We start from the raw sequence: 15,596 nt of genomic DNA on the forward strand, positions 1-15,596 counted from the left end.
GATGCAATGGAGTATGGGTTATCGTGGTGGAACCAAAACGGCACCAAACACCGCCAGGGGGACCCTGTGATCGACAACCTCGGATTCCACGTCGACCGCGACTACCAGGCCGAACTCGACTCCCTGAACCGGCAGATCAACGCCACCACGGGACGCATCGAGGTCGGCCTGTTCTACAGCCCCGAGGACGAGTGGAACACCCGCGGCCGACTCACCACCCTCCAGACCCACGCCCGGGACCTGGCCCGCGAGGTCGCCATGGAGAACCAGCGCCTCGACCGGCTGACCGCCGCCGTCCGCATGGCCGGTGACCCCGTCCTCGGGTTCATCGCCTACGTCGTCTTCGGCCCCAAGGCGCTTCCCCTGGAGCCCCTGTACGAGGTCCGTCTGATCGACCCCAACGGCTACACGGTCCCGGACACGGTGCGCACGAACCTGCCCGCCGCCCGGGTGGACAGCGCGCGGAAGAAGCTGCTGGCCGAGGACAGGGTCGCGAACGCCCGGATCTGGGGCGCGCAGCTGTGTGAGTACCGGGTCCAGGTGACCCCCTTCTGACCTATGAGCCGGGCCCCTGCCCCCTCGGGGGCCCTCCGGCCGCATCCACCCCCTCCCTGGGTGCGGCAAACCCGGCCGGCCGCCCCCTCGGCCAGCCGAAGAACCGCCGTCCCGACCCCTGCACCCCTCATCTGGCGGGGGCGGGGCGGCGGCCCCCGCACGACCCGACCACCACGGAGAACCCGTATGACCACGCCCGCACTGCCCACCGCGCAGGAACGCCTGGCGAACACCCTCGACCCGACGAAGCACCTCCTCGGCTACGGCCGCCGGGACACCGTGACGGGCATGCTGCACGGCCACATCCGCTGGCCGAACGGCACGGCCCCGACACCGTTGGGTTGCCGCTGGTGCGGCGGCGCGCAGGGCAGCCACGGCCGCCAGTGGATGGCGGGCCGTGGGATGCACTCGTGGGCCCGTCCGACCGAGGCGCAGATCAAGGCGCGGATGCTTGCCCGCCGTGCCGCGCGCCTCGTCTCCGAGCCCGCCCGGTATCACGCGCACACCGACTGGACCGGCACGGTGGGCGACCCGGAGGACCCGGGCGACGAGATGTGCGCGGACTGCCGCAGCACCCAGTGCCCGCGCTGGCTCCGCGTGCAGCGACGGCTGGACCGGCAGCGGTGGCGCCAGGCCCTGGCCGACAGCACACCTGACGCCGGCTCCGGCGGGTGGGGCGGCGACGCCTCCTGGCCATTCTGAAGCACTGAGAAGGGAAGCACGTGACCAGCACCTTCGAGCTGAACGAGCGCGCGGCCGTGAACGCCGTGAAGGCGCAAGCCGTCCGGGCTTGGCTCCTCTTCACCGAGGAACGAGGTACCAAGGCCCGCCCGGACGGCTGGACCACCAGCCGCAGCCCCGACGGTTCACCCGTCCTCACCGCGCAGATCGTCGGCCCCGACGCAGACCGGTGCCTGCGCCTGTTCACGTCTGAGCACCCGCTGATCCTCGGATGCCCCGGCGACCAGCGGCCGGGCTTCGACTACAGCGTCCCGGGCCGGGTGATCTGCGTGTGGCGGTCGGAGGGCGTGTGGGTGCAGATCTGGCACCCCGACACCGACACCACCGACCCGGCCCCGCGCCCCGTTCCGCCGCGGTCCGGTGTCCGCCGGCTCCTGCAGCGACCCTCCGCCCGACTCCCGTACACCCGCAACCGACGCAAGGAGACCCCCGCAGCATGAGCGGCATCCAGAACCCGACCGACTGGTCCGACTTCGACTTCCTGGAGTTCGAAGCGTTCGTGTCCAAGGTCGAGAACGAAGGCTTCACCTACGCCGCCGAGAACTACGGGCCGAACTTCGAGTCCCCCGACCTTCAGGCCATCGCCGCCGATCTCGGCGCGTTGCGGACCCTGTACGTGGAGAACGAGGACAAGGTCGAGTCCTGGTGGCTGCTGGTCGGCTCGGAGCGGGCCTGCGGCCTCCACAACGCGCACGTCGACGAGGAGCGGAAGCGTCGGGAGGACGCCCGCCTGTTCGGGATCCGCTGCACCGACGGCCACGTGATCACCTACGACACCGCCGAGGACCGCGACGGCGGCTGCGCCTACCTGCTCGAGAACAAGGACAAGGGCTGGCGTGTACCGGATGTGTTGCTGGTCCGGGAGGCTCCGGGAGGCGAGTGGACCGACGACCGTCCGGACGTGCCCACCCCGGAGGCGCTGCTCGTGGATCTGGGCGAGATCCACACCCGGACCTGCGTGTCCCCGTTGCCGAAGCACCCGGCCGCGATGGGCTGGCAGGCCACGGCCGGATCCATGGCCGCCGGCTTCGCCCGGGCCCTGCACGCCCTGAACGAAGTCGCGCCGGAGAAGGCTGCCGAGATCGCCGCATGGTTTCAGGGGCCGTTCGAGGACGGGCCGGACCCGGAGGAGCACACGGACTGGCTGGAGCGCCACGTCGCGGGCAGCCCGGAGGCACTCCAGCGGTGGGTGGACGAGGGGCGCCGGATGGCGGAGGAGTCCGCAGCCAGCGACGAAAGCCTCCCCGCCGCCGAGGAGTCGCCCGCGTGAGTGTGATGACGATGATGCCCTCCGGCACTGAGCTGGACGTCCAGGTCGAGCAGCAGAAGGACCTGGCAGGCGGGACGGCGGCCGCCGTGTTCGACCCGGCGCGCGAGTACCGGTACCTCCTCACCCGTATCTGGGACCCGACGAGGCCGCCGGCCGTGTTCGTGATGCTGAACCCGTCCACGGCCGACGCGATGGACGACGACCCCACGATCCGGCGCCTGGCCGGGCCGAACGGCTTCGCGCGCCGAATGGGCGCCGGCGGCTTGGTGGTGGTGAACCTGTTCGCGCTGCGCTCCACCGACCCGCGGGCACTGCGCCACCACCCGGACCCGGTGGGCCCGTTGAACGACGCCTTCATCCGGCAGGCCACCACCAACGCCAGCGCGGTCGTGGTGGCGTGGGGTGCTGCGGGAGTCGAGCACGAGCGCGGCCCGCGCGTGACGGACGCCCTGGCAGGACGCGGTGTTGCCCTGCAGTGCCTGGGGACGACGTCGACGGGCCAGCCGCGGCACCCGCTGTACCTGCCGAAGGACGCGGTCCTCGAGACGTACGAGGCTGCGGCATGACCGCCGCGGTGCAGGCGGGCCCGCTGTCTCCGGGTGGCGGGCCCGTCTCGTCTTCGTGGGCTCCGGGCCTCGGAGCGGCGCTCACTGCGCATCAGGTGAACGTGCTGCGCCTCATGGCCGCAGGCAAGTCGTGGCGGCAGATCGGCAACGAGCTCGGTATCAGCCTCGGCGGCGTCGGGTCTGTGAGCAAGCAGATCCTGACCAAGCTCGGTGCCGCGAGCCAGAGCGAGGCTGTGCGGATCGGATACGAGCTGGGTTTGCTGGAGGCGAGTCCGCTCGTCGAGATGCCGAAGCAGCTGCTTGAGGTGCTCGCGCTCGTAGTCGAGGGACGTACCAACGCCGACATCGCCAGACACCTCGGCCGGTCAGAGCACACGGTCATCGACCAGGTGAAGGAAGCCCGACGCCGTCTGGGCGCCCGCGACCGGGCTCACGCGGCCGCTCTGAGCGTCGCCCTGCACCTGGTCCACGTCGACGTCCGACCGTTCATCGACACGGCCAGCAGCAACACAGCGTGATGAAAGTGTCCTCCCTCCACGGGCGGGCGCCTACCCACTGTCACATTCCGCCTGTGGAGGTCCCCATGCGCTTCAGAACCCTTGCCAGCAACGTCCTCCTGCCAGCCGTCACCGCCCTCGCGATCGTCACCGCATGGATCTGGTCGACCGGCAGCACTGCCATGTCCGCGCTGACCGTCATCGGTCTCGCCCTCGCCTCGGCAGGGGCGTCCATGACGGTGGAGTGGCTGGTCCGACAAGTCCGGCGGGCGTGGCGACGCCGCACCCGCCCGCCACGGCACCGCAAGCCGGCTGTGTGACGCCCAACCACCCCGAAGATCCGACACCAACACCTGGAGCACTGAATGACCAGCAAGGCAGCACAGTTCGCCGCCGCGTACGCGGTCCTGACGGCCTCCCACGAGGTCGCTGATTACTGGGTGCAGCAGGACAGGGATGCGGTCGCCAAGGGCGGCCACGGGCACGAGGGCAGGGTCGCGTGCGCGCGGCACGTGGCCTCCTACACGGCCACCCAGGCGGTCGCCTTGGTCTGCGCGGACCGGGGGCTCGGGCTGGGGCTCGGCTGGAAGCGGATCGCCGGCGCGCTCGCCGTGTCCGCGGTCACCCACTACGTCGCCGACCGGTCGGGTGGCCGGTGGCGGGAGGAGGGCCCGTCGACGCGGCTCGTGCGGTTCGCCCGCCGGACCGGGCACTCCGGCTGGCTCGAGCGGGACCCTGGCGCCGGTCCGCTCCTCGACCAGGCCTGGCACCGCGGGTGGATCGCCATCGCGGCCGCCGTCGCAGCAGGAGGCGGGCGGTGAGCCGGAAGCCGCGCGGGCCGGTGGACTGGGCCCGCCACTACGCCGCGCTGCGCGAGGCCGGCGAGCACCCGCTGCTGACCGCGAGCGAGGCGCGGGCCGAGGTCGACCGGCTCGGCACCGAGCTGTACTACGCGCAGGACGCGCACGCGTTCGTGGGCGAGATGTGCGACATCGAGGACGCCAAGCAGGATGTCCCGGCCGGGTACGGCACGCTGCTCACGGCGGACGTCCGGGAGTGGCTGAAGGGCCCGCGGTGCGTACGGCTGTTGGCCGTTGACGCCAGCACGGTCCCGGAGACCAGGCCGGAGGAGGACGCGGGCCTCCTGGTGGAGGCTCTGCGCGCGCAGGTGCGTGCCGCTCTGGGGTCCTCGGGCCGGTCTCAGGCTTCCGTTGCCCGGGAGCTGCAGGTGAGCACGAAGCACCTAAAGATGATGTTGACCGGGAAGGCCAAGCTGACCTTGTGGTGGGCCGCGCGGATCCTCCGGGCGTGCGGGATGCGCCTCGTCGTGGGCGAGGCGGAGCGGTGAGCCGGAGGTTGCGGCGGCCCGGCGGCCGGTGGCGGCTCCTGGTCCACGAGTACCTGGGCAGAGTGCCCGGCCAGCGTGAGGGAGCGGGCGGTCCCGCGCACACGGTGACCCCGGATCCGGCGTTCGCACGGAAGAACCCGGACGGCGACCTCTCCCGGACGCACCTGATCGCGGGGACGGAGTTCGACGAACTGGTAGTCGGGTCGTGGCTGCACGTCGAGCAGCTGGACACGAGCGTGTGGTGGGCCAACATCGGAGGCGTCACCGTGCACGTCACGGCGGATCGCGACGGCCGGCCGAAGCGGGTGTGGGTGTGCGGACCCGAGGACTACGACGCGCCGCGGCCCGGATGCGCGTACGAGCTGTCGTGGACCAACCCGGGCAAGTACGCGAAGGAGGGGGACCGGTGACCGTGTACGACAACAGCGCTGCCCGTCAGGCGGCGGCGATCCGTGCGCACGCCCGGCGGGCCGGGTGGCGGTGGCTGCTGGCCCGGCTCGGCGTCACCTCCCACACCCGGCGCGCCGAGGCCCAGGCCCGGGCGTGGGAGGTGGGGGCGAAGGGGGAGGCGGACACGGCCGGCCTGTTATCGGTCCTCGAGCGGGAGGGCTGGCGGGTGCTGCACGACCGGGCGATTCCCGGGGCGCGGTCGGCGAACGCCGATCATGTGCTGGTGTCGCCGGGGGCCCGGGTGTTCGTGGTGGACTCGAAGCTGTGGTCCGCGCGCGGCGGAGCCGCTGTTGTGCGGCCGGTTGGCGGGCGGCTGATGCACGGGGACCGGGTCGATGGCCGGGCGATCCGGTCGGTGCGGTTCGAGGCCGACATGGTGTCCCGCGCGCTCGGGGTGCCGGTGCAGCCGCTGATAGCCGTACACCGGGCCCCGGTGGCTGGGCAGGGGTTCATCCTCCAGGAGGTGCCGGTGGTTCCGGCCGGGCGGCTGGTGGAGCTGCTGCGGGGGAATGACGGGCCGCGCCAGGCGGGTGCCGTGCACCTGGCGCAGCTGGCTGCGGACCGGCTCCCGCCGTACGTCGGACGCGAGCAGGGGCGAGGGCGGCGCCGGTGAAGGGGCAGCTTGAGTTGGACGTCATGCAGCCCGCCGACGAGCCGGGACCGGAGGTGCGGGTGTACTTCGAGTGCCGGGGCCCGAAGGACTGGCGGCCGGTCACCGTGCGGGTCCGGTACGGGAACGTGGCCGGCCTCGAGGATCCGGTGCTGCCGCTGGTTCAGACGGTGGCGCTCGCGCCGAGGAATGTGCTCGTGGAGCGGGACGACGGCACCTCGGACGTACGTCCGGTTCGGCTGCTGCGCTGTTCCCGGCCCGGTGAGCGGCCGTAGGCTGGGTGGGCCGTCGCAGAGGGGGCACCAGCAGGGACCGAGCACGGCATTGAGAGGGCCCGTCGTCTGCCATACCGGCAGGTGGCGGGCCCTTTTTCGTGCACCTAGAATCGAACGTGTGAACGATCGTCCTCCGTCCCGGCTCGAGATGCTGCGCTTCGCGCGGAGCGTCGCCGAGCAGCACCTCGCCCAGATCGACCGGTGGATTCAGGCCGAGGAGCGGCGGGAGAAGGAGCGCCAGGTAGCGCTGGAGCGGCGGCCGGCGCCGCCGGACTGGCTGCTCGAGCACGGTCTGAACCGGGATGCGCTTCCGTCCGCGGTTCACGTCGGCGGGTGCCACATGGCGGGGAAGCGGTCGCGCGGGGTGGGTCGGGAGGAGGCGCTGCGGTGGCTGGCGAACGGGGTGGTGGCGTGTACGCATTGTCGGCCGGACACCGAGCTCGGGCTGCTGGAGTGACGGGCAGCCGCGAGGCCTCCCGTGGGGAGGAGACCGGGAGGGGCGGCGGGCCCCGCCGGGCGGGAGGCTCGGCAGGGCCCAACGAGGGGGATCGTCACCCGGGGGTTGGTTCCGGTCCCGTGCGTCCACCCTGCACCACAAACCCGCCATGTCGGAAGAGGTAGGCCGAAACTGTTCGTTGCGGCGGGGGTGGGGAGGGAAGGTGCATCAGGATGCCCCCCCGCGGAGGCTGTCGGATCCGGCGTGCGGGCGGCCGCTGTCCTGGGAGGCAGCCGGGACCTGCGGATGGAGTACGGCGCGCCAGCGAGCAACGGTCTTCTCGCTGATCCACCCGGACTGCAGACAGGGCTCGCCGGGATGGCCTTTGTGGACGAAGTGGCGGAGCACCTCGTCGAGGATGCCGCGGGTCTCGGCGAGCCGTTCTTCAGAGTCCCGGAGCTGGTCTCCGAGGAACTTGCCGTGGGGCAGAACCACAGTCAGTACGGCGTCCGCTACGTGCTCGCTCATGTCGCCGGGAAGGTCGCGGTAGAGGACGCTGCGGACGGCTGTGGCGATCTGATCGCGTAGCGGAGACGAGGGTCCGGCAGGGCTCTTGGATGGCTGTCCGGTGACGGTGGCTTCGATACGGGTCAGGGTTTCCGACAGGCGGTCCCACTCGGATACGTCGATGCCGTACACGGTGACCTGGGAATGGGAAGCGGATGGCGCCGTGGTGTCGTCTCCACACCCGCATCGGATGCCGCCCTCGTGCCTCGGCAGCCCGGGTTCCACGGCACGGAGGTTCGGGCATTTGTCGGGGAATCCGGTGCAGGGGGACTGCGGGACCTGCCGTGGCTTGTCGTAGGCGCTCAGCGTCTTGCGGGGCGGACTTCCTGCGAGGCCTTCCTGGTGGCCCCATTGGTACAGGGCGAGTGCCTGTTCCATGAGGTCGTCCCAGTCGGGCGTGTGGCACAGGGTACAGGCGCGGACGGATAGCGGATGTCCGCCGAGCAGCCGGGTGGCGTAGTGGTGTTCGCAGTTGTCAGCCGCTACTGCGTGGGGTTCGGGGGCCATGTCGTCCACGATGCCGGGGTTCGGCTGTGACGTTCCCCCGGCGGCCCGGCAGCGGCCTGCGTGCGGTGTGCCGCCGGGCCCGGTGGTGGCTCAGCCCCAGGCGGTGTCGAGTGGGGTGACCCGGATGGTGTCGACGTCCAGGACGGTCAGTTCGGCGGTGGCGACGGGGGAGCCCCAGGCGGTGTCGGCGGCCGGGGCGGGGGCGAGGTTGTCGGTGAGGAGGGCGCCGGTGGTGGCGGCTGTGGCGAGGGCGAGGGTGGCGGCGATACGGCGGAATCGCTTCATCAGCAGTCCTTCGGAGGTCGGATGGTGGGCAAAAACGGTAAAGGGGCGTCTGGCCCGTCTCTCGCGTTCTCATCCTGCTGCGATCCCCGTGTGCCGTCCGTGTCGTGTGGTTCTGGCAGTAGACGCGGAGGGCGCGTTGGGGAGGATGTGAAGTACGAGCGTCGGGGGACGCCCCACGGCTACGCTGCCGTACGGTGGAAGGGCTTTCAAGCGATTCGCACGTGCGTCTCTACGCGGTGCGGGAAACCGCAGTTGATCTCTGGCTTGTCTCGGGGGACCCAAGTCTTGGCCACAGGTAGAACAGTGAGTGACCGGCAGTTTCTGACGGCTGATGCGCTGCGCGCGTACGGGTGCATCGCCCGTCAGGAGCCGCTCACAGATGTGAAGCGAGAAGTCCTCGAGGAGCTGACGGCGTGGGGGCTGATCGGGTTCGACCCGGCCAGTCCGGACACACCGGTCGTGCTGGACCCTCAGGTCGCTCTGCAACGCAAGGCCGTCCGCGAGTTGGAGGAGGCCCGGGACCGTCTGGCGACGATGTCGGCAATGCCGTCGCTCGCCGACCAGCTCGGCACCCACTACGCGGGCGCGCAGTGGCGGGCAGGCGGCGGCGCCGAATACCTCGACGACCCGGCGACCGTGAACGCCCGCCTCGACGACGTGGTCGCCGGCGCCCAGGTGGAGATCCTCGCCGCGCAGCCGGGCGGCCCCCGTACGGCCGCACTCCTCGCGCTCGCGATCGACCGGGACACCGCCGCCCTCGCCCGCGGCGTCCGGCTGCGGACGCTGTACCGGGACACCGTCCGCGACAACGCTGTGACCGCGGAGGGCGCCCGGGTGATGACGGGGAAGGGCGCCGAATACCGCACCCTCGTCGGCCACTTCGAGCGGGCCATCATCGTCGACCGCCGGCACGCCTTCATCTCCAACTACGTCGTGGAGGGCGCGCCCGCGCATTCGGCTTGGCACGTCACCGACCCGGCGATGGCCGCGTGGATCGCCCGGGTCTTCGACGGGGAGTGGCGGCGCGCGGACGTGTGGTCCGGCGAACTCCGGCCCCGCCGCGGCCAGCAGGAGCCCGTGGACACGGTGTCCGGGCCCGGCAGGGAAGGCGGAGGGGCGGTGGTGCGCACGACCCGCCGTCAGCGGGAGATCCTCCGCGACCTCGCCGCCGGGCACAGCCAGCCCGCGATCGCCCGCCGGATCGGCGTCTCCAAGCGCAAGCTCGAGGAGGAGGTCGCCGCGCTGAAAGGCCTGTGGGGGGCGGGAACGCTGCCGGAGCTGGTGTATCAGTGGGCGCTGTCCCCGGACCGCCTCGTGGACGACAGCGCCCCCGCCACGGTGGACGTGGCAGGGGCGGGCCTGGCGGGCGCGATCGGCGTGGAGACCGCGGCCTGAGCCCGCCTGAGCGTCACAACGGGCCGTCGGCACCGGGCGTGTTGGACGGCTGCACGCCCTTCAGGACCGCCAGTTCGCGCTGCGCTTCGACCAGCTGCGCTAGGTACTTGGCGGCCTGCGCCTGCCAGTCCGGGGCAGCGCCGGCGCGGATGCGCCCGGTCATGAAGCGGTCCCAGCCCTGCAGCGCGTACTCCAGCTCACGAATGCGGGCCCGCAGACCCTCCGGGTCCCGGTCCTGCCGTAGTTCGGCGAGTTCGGCTTCCATGCGCCGTACGTCGGCGGCGGTCCGAACCCTCTGGCGTTCCTTGCCCTTGTCGAAGCCGCGGCCGAAGGCGGCCCGCCGCTCCTCGCGGGGGCACTCCTCGATCCAGGAGGCGAGGGAGGCGGCCGCGTCGCGGTGCTCCTGGGCCCGCTCGGGGTCTTCCTTCTCCAGCTCGTCGATGCCCCGGTAGTCGTACTCGCGGGCGAGCCGGTCGGCCAGGCGCTGCTCCTGGCTCGGCTCGAGAGTGCCGTCGCCGGTGGGCGTCTCGTCGGTCACGGCAGGTCGTCCTCGTCGATCAGGTGGTGGTCGTCGCGGTGTGCCCCGCACACGGTGCCGAACAGCTCATCGTGGCACGGGCCGGGGCCCTGGTAGGTGTGGTGGCCGATCGTGGGCAGACGGATGGCCTGTTGGCCGGTGAGCTGCTGATCGGTGCGCTGGCGCAGCTGGGCCTCGACGGCTTCGAGACGGGCGATGATCTCCCGCTTCGACACCCGGCGCCTCACTCGCTGTCCTGCAGAGCGGCCGTCGTCAGGGTGAGAGTGCTCATGGTCCGACCAGCTCCCCGTTCCGTGTGGCCAGGCGGAGCCTCGGCGGTTCCCAGGACGGTGCCTCCCGGTCGGGAAGCGGCCAGTTGTCCGCGCACAGCCCGTACGGCTCCGGCGGCTTCCAACCGCTGTACGTCCATTTCGACGCCCACTCGTACAGGTCGGTCCATCCCTCGGGGCCCGTCTTGTGGCTGAAGTACGAGGGCATCAGTCCGCCGGCGTTCGGCAGCGGCGGCGGCGCCGTCTTCCGCGCTTCGCGGGCGGCGATGTCCTGCTTGCGTCCCCAGTCGGCGTGCCGGGAGCAATACCAGACCGGGGAGATCCAGCCGTTGGTGTCGTAGGTGAGCGTGTGGTTCGTGGCGTGCTTCCCGCACTCCCCGTCGCGGCGGATCATCGGGGCGGCGCAGGCGTGGCGCTGCCAGGCGTCCGACCGGTAGTCCGGCTCGTACCGGGGCAGGTCCTTGGCGACGAGGTCGGCGAGACGCGGCCGTGTGCGGGAACCGGACTTGTACAGGCCGAGGACGTTCCCGGCCCGGGTCCAGAAGCCCAGCTCGGTGGTGTGCCGTTCGGGGTCACGGCCGGCGAGCCAGGCCATGAGGAGGATGAGGTCCCGGCTCTCGGTGGTGTGCCGGTCGTCGCCGTACACGCGGGCCACGAGGGCGTCGTAGCCGTCTCCCGAGCCTCCGCCGCCCTTCCGCTTCCTGGACGGCGGCATCGCCTGCTGGACGTGCGCCAGGTGCAGAGCTGCTCCCACCTCACACCACCTGACCGAGCTGGGCGTGGACGGCCTCGAGGACGTTGTCCTTCGGAGTCCAGAAGCCGAGCGCTCCGGAAGCCGGGACGGGCTCGGCAAGGCGGGTCACCTCGGCGATCTCCCAGTGCCACACGGGCCGGTCGGGGGTGATGCGGCTGTGGCCCCACGGCAGGCAGCAGCCTCGCGGTTCGGCGGCCTCGTGGGAGCCGGAGAAGCGGATGGCGGCGATGACCGCGCTGCGGATTTCCGGCCACCCGCCCACGCTGTCGCCGCTGAGGTCGGCCAGGTCCGCCGGGGTGACCCCGGAGATGTGGGGTTCCTTCGCGGCGTGCAGGAGGACCCAGGTGTCGAGGAACTTGGCGGGGATGCCGCCGGAGCGGTTCTCGACGCGCTTCGTCCCGAAGGCGATGGCGTCGGTGTACGGCTGCCGGACAGTGAACGCGCGCATCAGGCGGTCGTCTCCTTAGCGGTCGGGGTGGTCTCAGAGGGCGCGGTCTCGAGGGCGTGCTCGATCCACCAGCACAGCTGGTGAACGCGGATCGCGTCACCCATGTCCCAGCCGTGCCTGCGGGCGACCTGCCAGTGCACGTCGCGGCCGCCGCATTCCTCGTCGTCGTGGGTGTGGTTCTGGCGGCAGCCCCAGCCGACGAGGACGCCGTACAGCCACGCGTCGAGTTCGCTGGCATCCCAGTCCCTGGAGGACGTGCGCACGCGTTCACGGAGGGCCTTCAGGGACGCGCGGACGCCGTTCAGGGGCGGGGCGGACGTCTGGTATGCGGTGAGGCAGTCCCGGGCGAAGTCCCGCAGTTCGTTCCGCTCGTGCTCGGCGTCCTCGAGCCGGTCGTACAGCTCGGTGAGGGTGTCCTCGGTGTGCTCGGCGAGCGGGGGCCGGTGCTCGGGGTCGGTGAGGGGCGGCTCGGGCGGGAGGGTGCCCGCCGCGGTGAGGAGGTGCTCCTCCCACAGGGAGCGGAGCACGCCGTGCCAGCGTCGCGGGCCGGGCGTCCAGCCGCACGCGCAGTGGACGGTCCACCGGTCGTTGGGGAGTTTCACCCGGCGCGGGAAGTGCTCGATCACGATGCCCTTGTGGTCGGGGCAGACGTGCCCGCCCGCGGGGAAGATGGAGCCGCTTCCGAGGGTGGCCCAGCCCTGCCCGGACCAGGACTCGCGCGGCGGCGGGTCGCCGGCCAGGCAGGAGAGCATGTCGAACTGGCGCAGGCAGCCCGGGACGAGGCAGGTGCGGAGGGAGGGCTGGTTGAGGAGGGCTTCGCTGATGGCGTCGGCGACCGCGTCCTCGGGGGTGGTGCCGTGCGCGGCTGCGTCGGTGGGGCTGACCAGGAGGAGGAGCCGCTCCCGGGCGGGATGCTTCCTGCTCACTTGCTGGTCTCCTTCGGCTGGCAGGCCGGGCAGAAGTCGCCGGTCTCGTCGCAGGTCCAGCCGTCTGCGCGGAGGTGGGCGCGGGCGGCCTCGAGGCGTTCCGGCTTGGTCATGCGGTCGTTGACGATGATGTCCCGCTTGACGGTCGTTGCGCAGTCGTCGCAGTACACGCCGATCTGGCAGGGGTAGGGGGCGTCGGGGCCGGTGTCGTCGGATCGGAGGATCGCGAGGACGACGTCGGGGTCGGCGGTGCGCGGGGTGGTGGGTTTGGGGTTCACGTGCGGGTCCTTCCGGGGTTCGGTCGCTTTGGTCGCTGTGCGGTCGATGAGCGCGGACGTCGACGCCACGATCAGGAACAGGGGGACGGCCGCCAGGGAAGCGGCCAGCGCCCACACGATCCAGTCGGGCGGTCCGCTCACTCCGGGGGCCTGTCGGCGGGCTGGGTCTCCTCGGCGTACAGGGCGGCGGCCTCATCCCACGACAGCCACACCCGCTGCTTGTAGCTGCCGGTCGGCCAGCCCACGGCGCGGCCGAGGATCTCCCAGATGCCACCCTCCTCGTGGAGCCGGCGGTCCAGGCCCTCGAGCCAGCCCGCGCACCAGCGTTCCTCGCTGACACCGGACATGGCCTCGAGCAGCTGCTGGCGGCCGCGCTCCAGCTGCTCGGTGAAGGCGGTATCGGGGCCGGCCAGGTCGTCGCGGAGCACGGCGGCCGGGCCGGGTTCCAGCTCGAGCCAGTACGGCTCCCCGTCCGGGCCGGACAGCATCACAGTGGTGGTGTCGTCGTCGCCGTACATGACGTCGTTCAGGCCCCACCGCAGGAGCGTGGGCTCCTGTTCCTCAGCGGCCTGGTTGGCTGTCTCGGCCATGGTCAGGCCTCCTTCGACTGCTGCTCGGTGGCCCGCGCGACGTCGACGACGTCCCTTCCGCAGCCCGCGCACAGCTCCCCGACGCGAACGATGTCGATGGTGGCGGGTACGTTCTCGTCGGCGGGGCGGGGGCAGGTCAGGCACCAGAGGCGGCCCTTGCCGGTGTATCCGACGGCCAGCGTCTTGGTGCTGTTGCCGGGCTGCGCCGGAACAACCGGGCCGGGCTGCTCACTGTGGGACGTCACGATCTCGACAGGCACGTAGCCGATACCGAGCCGGACGGCGACACACAGTCGGTGGTGCCCGTCCCACAGCCGGCCGTCCGAGCCGATCAGCACGGGCATCGTGATGCCGTTCTCGCTGATCTGGTCTGCCAGCCGGTCAAGGTAGCCGGTTTCGGCGTGGCGGCGGGCGAGGTCGGCCCACTCTTCCTCCCACGGCCAGTCCTCGGAGCCGCACCGGACTTCGGTGAGGATGCGCTTGAGCGGCCACACCTGTAGCTCCACGGACGTCTCGGCTGGTGTCGTGTCGGCGGCCACACCCACAACAGGCACGGCGGCTTCGGCAGCCAGGAGGCGGATCGCCTCGGCGGAGTCGTCGCGGCCTTCCTCCCACGCGTCCTTGATCGTGTCGGCGAAGATCGTGGTCTTGCGGCGGTCGAGGGCGGTCACGGCAGCGGCGGCTTCCTCCAGCACGGCGGCCTGGTCTGCGGGGGCAGGCAGCATCCCCAGGACCACGTCCACGCGGCGCCGCATCCGCGCCCGAACCGGAGCGGGCGCCTGCTCCCACGAGATCTCGAACACGGGGTCCTCGCGATACAGCGCCTCGGCGATGCGGTCCCTCAGCGCGGCCCGGTCTGCGGGGGCAGGCAGCAGCCCCAGCCGCCGGGCAACAGGATCCTGGTCGAGCGGAGGCAGTCCCAACTCGGTGGCCCGGTCGTGGATGGCATCCCACGGCGCCCCGGTGCCCAGATTCAGCGCGTCGGACAGGGCGAGACGATGCTCCTCGGCAGTCCAGTTCGTCGCGGGCCAGGGCACGCCGCAGCCGGGCTCGCACGGCACGACTCGGTGGCAGCCCTCCTCGAACTTGCAGACGGGCTCGGCGGGAGCGGCCCGGTCTGCGGCAGGCACAACAGCCGAAGCGGGCAGGGCGCGCAGCTTCTCCAGCTCGACGCGCATCTCCTCGCCCAGCCGGTGCAGCGCGTCGAACGCCTCGGACTTCAACGGCACGCCGTCGCCGTCGAGACCACGGTCGTAGTCCCACTTGCGGCGGTGGGCCTCGGCAGTGAAGCGCAACAGCAGCGCCTCAGCCTTGGCGGCACGGTCCATCGGCGGCGGGGTGGTGGTGTCGGTCATTGCTGCTCCAGGGGTGGGTGCCGGCCGCCCCAAGGACGGCACGGCGGAGTCGGTAAGGTCTGGCGGTAGACCCGCCCAGTTGCTGGGCGGGTCGCCTGCGTTCACGAGGCGGACGCGAACCGGTCGAGCTCCCGGTTCGCCCACAGCACTTCAGTGCGCGCCCGGCTCAGATCGGGACGGGCGTTGCCGGCGCTGGCCGTGGCCTCGATCCGCGGCCAGTCGGCGTACAGCTCGTCGTACAGCGGCGAGTGGTAGCCGGACAGGACGACCGCGGCCCGACAGCCTGCGAGCGCTGCTGCTAGCTCTCGATGCTGCTCCTCGGTGCGCATCTCGTGCCGGTAGCCGGTCTGCACCCGCGTCGAGCCGAGGTAGGGCGGGTCCACGTAGAGCAGCACGTCCTCCCTGCTGCCGAACGCCTCGATCAGGTCGAGGGCGGGCCGACACTCCAGCTGCACGCCCATCAGCCGCTCGGCTGCCGGGTGAAGGCGCAGCCGGTAGCCGTCGAGGTAGGCGGGCATGTTGGTGCCGATGTCGGCTTTGCAGTACCTCCACCCGGTGCCGTCCAAGCGTCCCGAGCGGCCCTGGGTGAGGAGCACCCACACACGGCGGGCGGTCTCCAGGTCGTCGGCGGCCGGCGCGTAGGCGGCGGTGTGCTCGGCTCGGGAGTGTGGGGTGAGGGCGCAGACGCGGGCGAACTCGGCGGGCTGGTCGCGCAGGATCCGCCAGAACGTGACGAGCTGTTGGTCGAGGTCGTTGACTGTTTCCAGCGGTGCCGGCTCCTTGGCCAGGAGGACGGAGAGGCCGCCGCCATACGGTTCGACGTAGTGGGTGTGCGGCGGGAGGAGAGCGGCGATCCTTCGGGCGATGCGCCCCTTGGAGCCGAAGTAGGGCACTGGGGGGCGGACGGGTGTGGTCACGGTGCTCCTCCGTGGTGTG

At 71.7% G+C, this 15,596-nt stretch carries 25 protein-coding genes; 15 read left to right on the forward strand and 10 right to left on the reverse strand.

Annotation, left to right across the window (positions count from 1 at the left end; all coding sequences use genetic code 11):
* The first annotated feature begins 66 nt into the window (after positions 1 to 66).
* The 14 genes from HW837_RS45045 to HW837_RS45110 all read left to right on the forward strand — a co-directional run bounded on the left by HW837_RS45045 (position 67) and on the right by HW837_RS45110 (position 7,336).
* The gene (locus HW837_RS45045) at positions 67 to 555 is read left to right on the forward strand and encodes a hypothetical protein (RefSeq protein ID WP_193382892.1); all 489 of its coding nucleotides are present in this window, start codon (positions 67 to 69) and stop codon (positions 553 to 555) included.
* A 186-nt stretch (positions 556 to 741) separates the two neighbouring features.
* Positions 742 to 1,257, forward strand: coding sequence for a hypothetical protein (locus tag HW837_RS45050; protein ID WP_064744364.1), 516 nt, complete (start codon positions 742 to 744; stop codon positions 1,255 to 1,257).
* A gap of 20 nt (positions 1,258 to 1,277) precedes the next feature.
* Positions 1,278 to 1,736, forward strand: a complete 459-nt coding sequence (locus tag HW837_RS45055) for a hypothetical protein (RefSeq protein ID WP_045562692.1) — start codon at positions 1,278 to 1,280, stop codon at positions 1,734 to 1,736.
* On the forward strand, positions 1,733 to 2,566 hold the full coding sequence (locus HW837_RS45060) for a hypothetical protein (protein WP_193382891.1): 834 nt from the start codon (positions 1,733 to 1,735) through the stop codon (positions 2,564 to 2,566). Before HW837_RS45055 ends, HW837_RS45060 begins: the two co-directional genes overlap by 4 nt.
* 5 nt (positions 2,567 to 2,571) lie before the next feature.
* Complete coding sequence (locus HW837_RS45065; RefSeq protein ID WP_237270678.1) at positions 2,572 to 3,132, forward strand: DUF1643 domain-containing protein; 561 nt, start codon at positions 2,572 to 2,574, stop codon at positions 3,130 to 3,132.
* A complete protein-coding gene (locus HW837_RS45070; RefSeq protein WP_193382890.1) occupies positions 3,129 to 3,650 on the forward strand; it encodes a response regulator transcription factor in 522 nt (173 codons plus the stop codon). Before HW837_RS45065 ends, HW837_RS45070 begins: the two co-directional genes overlap by 4 nt.
* 65 nt (positions 3,651 to 3,715) lie before the next feature.
* On the forward strand, positions 3,716 to 3,949 hold the full coding sequence (locus HW837_RS45075; RefSeq protein ID WP_193382889.1) for a hypothetical protein: 234 nt from the start codon (positions 3,716 to 3,718) through the stop codon (positions 3,947 to 3,949).
* Positions 3,950 to 3,994: 45 nt separating this feature from the next.
* Positions 3,995 to 4,450 carry a hypothetical protein gene (locus HW837_RS45080; RefSeq protein ID WP_193382888.1) on the forward strand — a complete coding sequence of 152 codons (456 nt, stop codon included), beginning with the start codon at positions 3,995 to 3,997 and terminating at the stop codon, positions 4,448 to 4,450.
* Positions 4,447 to 4,977: a hypothetical protein gene (locus HW837_RS45085; protein WP_193382887.1), complete on the forward strand. Its 531-nt coding sequence runs from the start codon at positions 4,447 to 4,449 to the stop codon at positions 4,975 to 4,977. The genes HW837_RS45080 and HW837_RS45085 overlap by 4 nt, the downstream gene beginning before the upstream one ends.
* Positions 4,974 to 5,387 (forward strand): hypothetical protein, encoded by a 414-nt coding sequence (locus tag HW837_RS45090; protein ID WP_193382886.1) that lies wholly within the window; start codon positions 4,974 to 4,976, stop codon positions 5,385 to 5,387. Before HW837_RS45085 ends, HW837_RS45090 begins: the two co-directional genes overlap by 4 nt.
* A complete protein-coding gene (locus tag HW837_RS49845) occupies positions 5,384 to 6,040 on the forward strand; it encodes a nuclease-related domain-containing protein (protein ID WP_193382885.1) in 657 nt (218 codons plus the stop codon). The genes HW837_RS45090 and HW837_RS49845 overlap by 4 nt, the downstream gene beginning before the upstream one ends.
* Entirely contained in the window at positions 6,037 to 6,312 is a 276-nt protein-coding gene (locus tag HW837_RS45100; RefSeq protein ID WP_193382884.1) for a hypothetical protein, read from the forward strand. The genes HW837_RS49845 and HW837_RS45100 overlap by 4 nt, the downstream gene beginning before the upstream one ends.
* A 118-nt stretch (positions 6,313 to 6,430) precedes the next feature.
* The gene (locus HW837_RS45105) at positions 6,431 to 6,769 is read left to right on the forward strand and encodes a DUF6233 domain-containing protein (RefSeq protein ID WP_193382883.1); all 339 of its coding nucleotides are present in this window, start codon (positions 6,431 to 6,433) and stop codon (positions 6,767 to 6,769) included.
* Between the two features lie 285 nt (positions 6,770 to 7,054).
* A complete protein-coding gene (locus tag HW837_RS45110) occupies positions 7,055 to 7,336 on the forward strand; it encodes a hypothetical protein (RefSeq protein ID WP_193382882.1) in 282 nt (93 codons plus the stop codon).
* Between the two features lie 576 nt (positions 7,337 to 7,912).
* Here HW837_RS45110 and HW837_RS45115 read toward each other — a convergent pair.
* On the reverse strand, positions 7,913 to 8,107 hold the full coding sequence (locus tag HW837_RS45115) for a hypothetical protein (RefSeq protein WP_193382881.1): 195 nt from the start codon (positions 8,105 to 8,107) through the stop codon (positions 7,913 to 7,915).
* Between the two features lie 381 nt (positions 8,108 to 8,488).
* On the opposite strand from HW837_RS45115, the gene HW837_RS45120 reads away from it, so the two are divergent.
* Complete coding sequence (locus HW837_RS45120; RefSeq protein WP_193382880.1) at positions 8,489 to 9,502, forward strand: hypothetical protein; 1,014 nt, start codon at positions 8,489 to 8,491, stop codon at positions 9,500 to 9,502.
* 13 nt (positions 9,503 to 9,515) lie between these two features.
* On the opposite strand, the gene HW837_RS45125 is transcribed toward HW837_RS45120, so the two are convergent.
* From HW837_RS45125 to HW837_RS50190, 9 genes are all read right to left on the reverse strand, one after another.
* Positions 9,516 to 10,040 carry a hypothetical protein gene (locus HW837_RS45125; RefSeq protein WP_193382879.1) on the reverse strand — a complete coding sequence of 175 codons (525 nt, stop codon included), beginning with the start codon at positions 10,038 to 10,040 and terminating at the stop codon, positions 9,516 to 9,518.
* On the reverse strand, positions 10,037 to 10,255 hold the full coding sequence (locus HW837_RS45130; protein WP_193382878.1) for a hypothetical protein: 219 nt from the start codon (positions 10,253 to 10,255) through the stop codon (positions 10,037 to 10,039). Before HW837_RS45130 ends, HW837_RS45125 begins: the two co-directional genes overlap by 4 nt.
* A 52-nt stretch (positions 10,256 to 10,307) precedes the next feature.
* Complete coding sequence (locus tag HW837_RS45135) at positions 10,308 to 11,063, reverse strand: hypothetical protein (protein WP_193382877.1); 756 nt, start codon at positions 11,061 to 11,063, stop codon at positions 10,308 to 10,310.
* A 1-nt stretch (position 11,064) separates the two neighbouring features.
* Complete coding sequence (locus tag HW837_RS45140; protein WP_193382876.1) at positions 11,065 to 11,511, reverse strand: ASCH domain-containing protein; 447 nt, start codon at positions 11,509 to 11,511, stop codon at positions 11,065 to 11,067.
* Complete coding sequence (locus HW837_RS45145) at positions 11,511 to 12,437, reverse strand: hypothetical protein (RefSeq protein WP_193382875.1); 927 nt, start codon at positions 12,435 to 12,437, stop codon at positions 11,511 to 11,513. The genes HW837_RS45140 and HW837_RS45145 overlap by 1 nt, the downstream gene beginning before the upstream one ends.
* Positions 12,434 to 12,856 (reverse strand): hypothetical protein, encoded by a 423-nt coding sequence (locus HW837_RS45150; RefSeq protein WP_193382974.1) that lies wholly within the window; start codon positions 12,854 to 12,856, stop codon positions 12,434 to 12,436. Before HW837_RS45150 ends, HW837_RS45145 begins: the two co-directional genes overlap by 4 nt.
* Positions 12,853 to 13,305, reverse strand: a complete 453-nt coding sequence (locus HW837_RS45155) for a hypothetical protein (protein WP_193382874.1) — start codon at positions 13,303 to 13,305, stop codon at positions 12,853 to 12,855. Before HW837_RS45155 ends, HW837_RS45150 begins: the two co-directional genes overlap by 4 nt.
* Before the next feature lie 2 nt (positions 13,306 to 13,307).
* Positions 13,308 to 14,660: a ParB N-terminal domain-containing protein gene (locus tag HW837_RS45160; RefSeq protein WP_193382873.1), complete on the reverse strand. Its 1,353-nt coding sequence runs from the start codon at positions 14,658 to 14,660 to the stop codon at positions 13,308 to 13,310.
* Between the two features lie 101 nt (positions 14,661 to 14,761).
* Positions 14,762 to 15,577, reverse strand: coding sequence for a DNA adenine methylase (locus HW837_RS50190; RefSeq protein WP_319703495.1), 816 nt, complete (start codon positions 15,575 to 15,577; stop codon positions 14,762 to 14,764).
* Positions 15,578 to 15,596 lie beyond the last annotated feature (19 nt).

The organism is Streptomyces caniscabiei (genome assembly GCF_014930365.1).
Lineage (GTDB): Bacteria > Actinomycetota > Actinomycetes > Streptomycetales > Streptomycetaceae > Streptomyces > Streptomyces caniscabiei.